The sequence below is a fragment of the Kineococcus vitellinus genome, from assembly GCF_009906315.1.
GTDB lineage: Bacteria > Actinomycetota > Actinomycetes > Actinomycetales > Kineococcaceae > Kineococcus > Kineococcus vitellinus.
Genome location: NZ_JAAALL010000278.1, coordinates 1 through 5863, shown reverse-complemented (window position 1 = coordinate 5863; position 5863 = coordinate 1). Strand labels below are relative to the sequence as shown.

5 protein-coding genes, 1 tRNA gene and 1 pseudogene are annotated in these 5863 nt (G+C 77.3%); 3 read left to right on the top strand and 4 right to left on the bottom strand.

What is annotated here, in order from left to right; genetic code table 11:
• Positions 1-5: 5 nt before the first annotated feature.
• Positions 6-281 carry a hypothetical protein gene (locus GTQ99_RS18825; protein WP_166617255.1) on the bottom strand — a complete coding sequence of 92 codons (276 nt, stop codon included), beginning with the start codon at positions 279-281 and terminating at the stop codon, positions 6-8.
• Between the two features lie 176 nt (positions 282-457).
• A tRNA-Arg gene (locus tag GTQ99_RS18820) sits at positions 458-530 on the bottom strand.
• Between the two features lie 262 nt (positions 531-792).
• Here GTQ99_RS18820 and GTQ99_RS18815 point away from each other — a divergent pair.
• Positions 793-1206, top strand: coding sequence for a hypothetical protein (locus tag GTQ99_RS18815; RefSeq protein WP_166617254.1), 414 nt, complete (start codon positions 793-795; stop codon positions 1204-1206).
• A gap of 11 nt (positions 1207-1217) precedes the next feature.
• On the opposite strand, the gene GTQ99_RS18810 is transcribed toward GTQ99_RS18815, so the two are convergent.
• Both GTQ99_RS18810 and GTQ99_RS18805 read right to left on the bottom strand, forming a co-directional pair.
• Positions 1218-2141 (bottom strand): NAD(P)H-hydrate dehydratase, encoded by a 924-nt coding sequence (locus GTQ99_RS18810; RefSeq protein ID WP_166617253.1) that lies wholly within the window; start codon positions 2139-2141, stop codon positions 1218-1220.
• Entirely contained in the window at positions 2138-2914 is a 777-nt protein-coding gene (locus tag GTQ99_RS18805; RefSeq protein ID WP_166617252.1) for a histidine phosphatase family protein, read from the bottom strand. The genes GTQ99_RS18810 and GTQ99_RS18805 overlap by 4 nt, the downstream gene beginning before the upstream one ends.
• Positions 2915-3058: 144 nt before the next feature.
• On the opposite strand from GTQ99_RS18805, the gene GTQ99_RS18800 reads away from it, so the two are divergent.
• Together GTQ99_RS18800 and GTQ99_RS18795 are read left to right on the top strand one after the other, a co-directional pair.
• A complete protein-coding gene (locus tag GTQ99_RS18800; RefSeq protein WP_166617251.1) occupies positions 3059-4723 on the top strand; it encodes a SpoIIE family protein phosphatase in 1665 nt (554 codons plus the stop codon).
• Positions 4724-4758: 35 nt separating this feature from the next.
• Positions 4759-5863, top strand: a pseudogene (locus tag GTQ99_RS18795) (hypothetical protein); the annotation flags it as partial.

Sequence of the window (5863 nt, the reverse complement as noted above, 5' to 3'; positions counted from 1 at the left end):
GGCGATCACGGCTGCTCCACCTCGTCGGCGGTCGGCTCGGCGGGGTGCAGCGGCCGGGCCAAGGTCCAGCCGATGAAGACCGCGGCGAGCGCGACCATGCCGATGCCGGCCCACAGGTTGAGGTTGATCCCACCCGTCTTCGCCTCGTCGGCGGGGGTGAAGGAGACGAGGCCCCAGACCAGGCAGACCACGCCGTAGACGGCGAACAGGGCGCCGATGACGGTTCGGATGTCGAAGAGGACGTCGGCCTTGCCGTCCGCCCTCCCGCGCTGTGCAGACACGAGAGCTCCAGTGCAACGTCGATTGTACGACGCACACCTTTGCACGATGCAACGTTCATTCCGCACCGGGGGACGGTGCCTCCGGGCGAGGGGGTGACGGCTGTGACGCGGATCACGCCCGGTGGGCCGCGCCCGGACCCGCGGCGCGGCGGTGGCGGCGACGGGTCGTGCGGCGGTGCCCCCGGCAGGATTCGAACCTGCGACACACGGTTTAGGAAACCGATGCTCTATCCCCTGAGCTACGGGGGCCCGGTCGGCACCTTACCGGTGCCGGCGGCCCGGTCCCGAGCCGGGCGCGCCCGTCGTCCGACAGCGTCGAACTACGACAGGCTGTCGTTGCAAAGGGGTTGCGCCCCAGGCGAACGGGGGGCCCGCGTGGTCGGGTGCACCCGCCGGGGGACCTACACTCAAGGTGCACAGCACGCCGACCGATGCCGTCTCCTGGGTGTCGGGCCGGGTCGATGACGACTCCGACACCAGGCCGACGTCGTCACCTCGAGGAGCACCCGGAATGTCCGTCACCAGCGTCCGCACCGACTCGCGCGCCGCCGTCCCCGCCCCGCGCCGCGCCCCCCGCCAGCAGGCCGCCGTCGCCGCCATCGACGCCGCGCTGCAGGAGTCGGGCTGCATCCTCGTCGCCAGCAGCCCCACGGCCGACGGCTGCACCGTCGCCTTCTACGACGCCCGCTCGCTGGGCCGCGCCGTCGACGTCATCGCCTCCGCGGCGGTGCGCTCCGGCGACGAGGCCCTGGCAGGCCGCGCCCGCCAGCACGGCGGCGCCGCCTGGAAGGTCACCGCCCGGCCCCAGACCTGGGCCGGCCCGCAGGGCGACCCCGCCGACTGCGTCGACCGCTCCTCCACCACCTGGCAGCTGGACATCCCGATGGACGACCTCGCGCCCACCGCCGCCGCGCTGCTGAGCTGAGCGCCGGGGTCTCAGACCTCGATCTCGGCCAGCACCGGGGGCAGCTGACCCGGCAGCTCGCGGGCCAGGAAGCCCAGCCGGCCCACCGAGCTGGCCAGCCGGTCGCCCGCGCGCCCGTGCAGGTGCGTGGCCCACACGGCCGCCTGCACCGGGTCGGCGCCGCGCGCGCACAGCCCGGTGACGATGCCCGCCAGCACGTCGCCTGACCCGGAGACCCCCAGGCCCGCACCGCCCGTCGCGTCGTGCCACAGCCGCCCGTCGGGGGCGGCGATCCACGACTCCCCGCCGCCGGCGGCGACCGCGGTGCGGCTGCGGGCGGCCAGCTCCAGCGCGGCCGCCGGGACGTCGGCGCCGACCTCCTCGGGGTCCGCGTCCAGCACGATCGCCAGCTCGGTGAGGTTCGGCGTCAGCACCGCCCGGCCCTGCAGCCGGTGCAGGAAGGACACGTCGGCCGTCACCGGCGCCAGCCCCAGCGCGTCCAGCACCGCGACACCGCCCACCCGCGGCAGCAGGGCCTCCAGCAGGGCGCGCACCTCGGGCTCGCCGACCGCGCCCACGCCCAGCAGGACCGCGTGGGCCCCCTCGACCAGCCCCGTCAGCTCCTCGTCGTCCCCGCAGCCCGGGTCGATGCCGCCGCCGGGCGTCTCGGGCAGCGGCAGCACGAGCGCCTCCGGAAGCGCCACCGCCAGCGGCGCCGCCGTCGTCGCGGTCGTCGCCACCTGCAGCTTGCCGGCCCCGCTGCGCAGCGCGGACTCCGCAGCCAGCAGCACGGCCCCCGGCGTGCGGGTGCTGCCGCCCACCACGAGCGTGCGCCCGCGCGCCTCCTTGCCCGTGCCCGGCGGCGGCAGCGGCCACCGCCGCAGCACCGAGGAGGTCACCGTGACCGCCCGCTCGGCCGCTCCGCTGGTCCCGCCGGTGCTGCTGGTGCCGCTCACTGCGCTCCCCGCCCGGCCGGTGCGTCCGGCTCGTCGTCGACGTCGTCGTCGGTCACCCGCACCTCGCGGGTGGCCGTGGTGTCCCCGGCCAGCTGCAGCCGCAGACCGGCCCGCCCGCGGACGTAGGAGGTCACCGAGCAGTTCGCCAGCGGCTGCGTCTCGTCCAGGCCCAGCAGCGTCGCCTCGTCCAGGGCCTCCAGCACCAGCCGGAAGTTCATGATCACCGCCTGGTGGGAGACGACCAGCACCCGCTCGCCCGCGTGCTCCTCGCGCAGCGAGGCCAGCAGGCTGCGCACCCGCAGGGCGACGTCGCACCAGCTCTCCCCGCCCGGCGGGCGGTAGTAGAACTTGCCCAGCGTGCGCCGCCGCCGGGCCTCCTCGGGGAAGCGCGCGCGCACCCCCAGGCCGGTCAGGCCGTCCCACCAGCCCAGGTCGCGCTCGCGCAGCCGCTCGTCGGTGCGCACCCCGGCGACCTCGCGCCCCTGCGCGCGGGCCTGCTCCACGATCGCCTCCGCCGTGCGCAGCGCCCGCTCGTAGGGGGAGCTGAGCACGACCTGCGGGGCGTCCGGGGCCTGCGGGTCGCCGGCCAGCCAGCCCCCCACGGCGCGGGCCTGCTCGCGGCCCAGCGCGGACAGCGGCACGTCGGCGTCGCGCTCGCCCACGTCGACGAGCTCGGCGTGCGCGGCCCGCGCGCGGGCGTCGGCGACGTTGCCCGTCGACTGCCCGTGACGGACGAGGACGAGCTGGTCCGGCCAGGTGCGGGCGTCGATCACGCGTCAACGTCTACCGCCTGGGCGGCGAGCCCGCCCGGTGAGACACGCACCCGTCCGGCTCTGGAGGGTGACGGGACCGGCGCGCGGGATGACATGGTGTCTCCCACCCGTCGGCCGGGACGGGCCGGTCACCGGAGCGAGGGGGTGGGTCAGCTGGGCGCCGTGGCGCAGGCGTGGCACCGCCTCATGCTCCGCACCTCGCTGCAGCGGCGGGTGTCGGTCGTCGGCCTGACGTTCCTGCTCGTCGTCCTCGCGCTCACCGTCGTCCTCTTCGTGAGCATGCTGCGCTCCACGAGCGGGGAGGACGACCGGCAGGAGGCCGCGGAGGAGTTCACGAGCACGCTGGAGGCGTTCCAGGGCGACCTGGTGGAGGTCCAGGCCATCCACTGGCAGTACATCACCGCCAGCGACGTCCAGCGCCTGCAGGAGAGCGGGCGGGAGCGGGCGGACCGCATCGAGCGCTCCGACCAGGACGCGCAGCGGGTGCGCGCGGAGGCCGGGCGGGCCCTGACGTCCTCGCAGCGGGAGCAGCTGGGCAGGATCTTCTCCGCCGTCGAGGAGTGGCGCGCCGCCGTGGACGAGCAGGGCACCTACAAGGCCACCGCCGACGCGGCCGGCCTCAACCGCTCGATCCTCGACGCCCCCACCTCCCGCCTCTTCGAGGTCGTCTACGACGACGTCGAGGTGCTCCTCGGCGCGCTGCGGGACCAGCGCGAAGCAGCGCTGCGTGACGCCCGCGACGAGAGCGAGCGCGCCCAGCTCGTCCAGCTCGCCGTCGCCGCCGTCGCCCTGCTGCTCGTGCCCGCCGTCCTCTACCTCGTGCGCCGCTGGGTCGTCCACCCGCTCGACAGCCTCTCCGAGCAGCTGCTGCGGGTGGGCGGCGGCGACCTGCAGACCCCCGTCGGGCTGCCCGGGCCGCCGGAGCTGGCCGCCGTGGCCGCCGCCGCCGAGGCGATGCGCCGGCGCATCCTCGACGAGCTCGCCGACGCCGTCTCCGCCCGCGAGGCGCTGCAGCAGGGCCAGCCGCTCGTGGCGGAGGTGCGCGACCAGCTCGCCGCCCACGACCTGCCCGTCGTGCCCGGCTGGTCCGCGGCCGCCGCGCTGCGCCCGGCCGAGGGGCTGCTGGCGGGGGACTGGTACGACGTGCTGCCGCTGCGCGACGGCCGCTTCGCCGTCGTCGTCGCGGACGTCTCCGGCCACGGCGCCCGCGCCGGCATCGTCGCCATCCAGCTCAAGCGGCTGCTGGAGGCGGCGCTGCACCTGGCGCCCGAACCGGACCTGGCGCTGGCGATGGCGGCCCGCGTCTTCTCCGACGAGGCGGAGCGCTTCGCCAGCTGCGTCGTCGTCGTCGTGGACCCCGACTCCGGGACCGTCACCTACGCCAACGCGGGCCACCCCGCGCCCGTCGTGCTGCGCTCCGAGGGCGGGGGCGTGCGCGTGGTCACCGAGCTGGAGCCGACCGGCCCGCTGCTGTCCTGGCTGCACCTGGACGTGCCGGGCGCCTGGCGCACCCGCACCGCCTCGATGGCGCCGGGCTCGGTGCTCGTGGTCTACACCGACGGCCTCACCGAGGCCCGCCCCACCGGCAGCACCGACGAGCTGGGCATCTCCGGGGTGCTCGCCGCGCTCGGGCGGCTGCCCGAGCTGACGCCGCAGGCGCTGGTCGAGGAGGCCCTGGAGGTGGCCCGCAGCTTCAGCGGCGGCCGCGCCCGCGACGACGTGACGCTGGTGGCGCTGGCGCGGGCCACCGCGTCGGCCGCCCCCGGCCCGCCCGCCGCGCGCGACGGCGCGCAGGGACGCCTCACCTGAGCCGAACCGCCCGCCGGGACGCCTACTGTTGCTCCGTGACGTCTTCTCCCGCAGCCGGGCCCGACACGACGCGTCGGCGCTGGTGGGCGGAGGCGGAGCGCCTCGGCGGGACGTCCGCCCTGCTGGACTGCCCGGTGGGGACCGACGCGGTCCTGGACCTCACGACGGCGCACCCCTCCGGTCTCGCGCAGCTGCTCGCCGGCGGCCCGACCCCCCTGTCCAGCCTCGTGCGCGAGTCCGGGGCGTTCGCCGAGGCCCGCCGCCGCGTGCGCGCCACCCACCGCCTCGCCGGGGTGCTGCTGGCCCAGCGCGGCACCCGCTCGCCCGCTGTCGCCGTCGGCACCGCCGGCTGGTCCACGCCGGCCGCCGCCGCCGAGGTCCCCCCGCGCACGCCCCGGCGCACCCCCGTCCTGCTGCGCCGCTGCACCGTGACGCCGACGACCGAGGCCCTCGACGACTTCGTCGTCCAGCTGGCGGCCGAGGTCATCGTCAACCCCGTGCTCCTGCGCACCGCCCGCGCCGAGCTGGGCGTCGACCTGGACGCCCGCCGCATCGTCACCGCCGTCGGCGCCCACTGGGGCTTCGACCCCGCGCCCGCCCTCGACGAGCTGCGCCGCCAGCTGGCCGGCGCCGGCAGCGTGCGGGTGGAGCGCCGGCTGCTGCTGGCCACCTTCGCCGACCCCGGCGCGGACCTGCTGGAGGACCTGCGCCGGCGCGGGGCGCTGGTGCGCGAGCACCGCGTGGTGCGCGCGCTCGCCGCCGGCACCCCCGTGCAGGCCCCGGAGCCGCCGTCCGGGCCGGGCCCGGACGCGCCCTGCGGCCTGGCCCTGGACCCCTCCCAGCGGCGGGCGCTGGAGCACGTGCGCGGCGGCGGCGACCTGCGCCTGCACGCCCCCACCGGCACGGGGGCCACGCAGGTGGCCGCCGCCGTCGTCGCCGACGCGGCCGCCGCGGGCCGCCGCGCGCTGCTCGTGGCCGACTCCGCCGCCGACCGGCGCGCCGTCGACGAGCGGCTGCGCGACCACGGCTTCGGCCGGCTCCTGCTGCACCTGGTGGCCGACCTCGACCCCGCGGCGGTGGACGCCGACGCCGCCGCGGGGTCGAGGTCGGCCACCAGGTGCAGCAGGAGCCGGCCGAAGC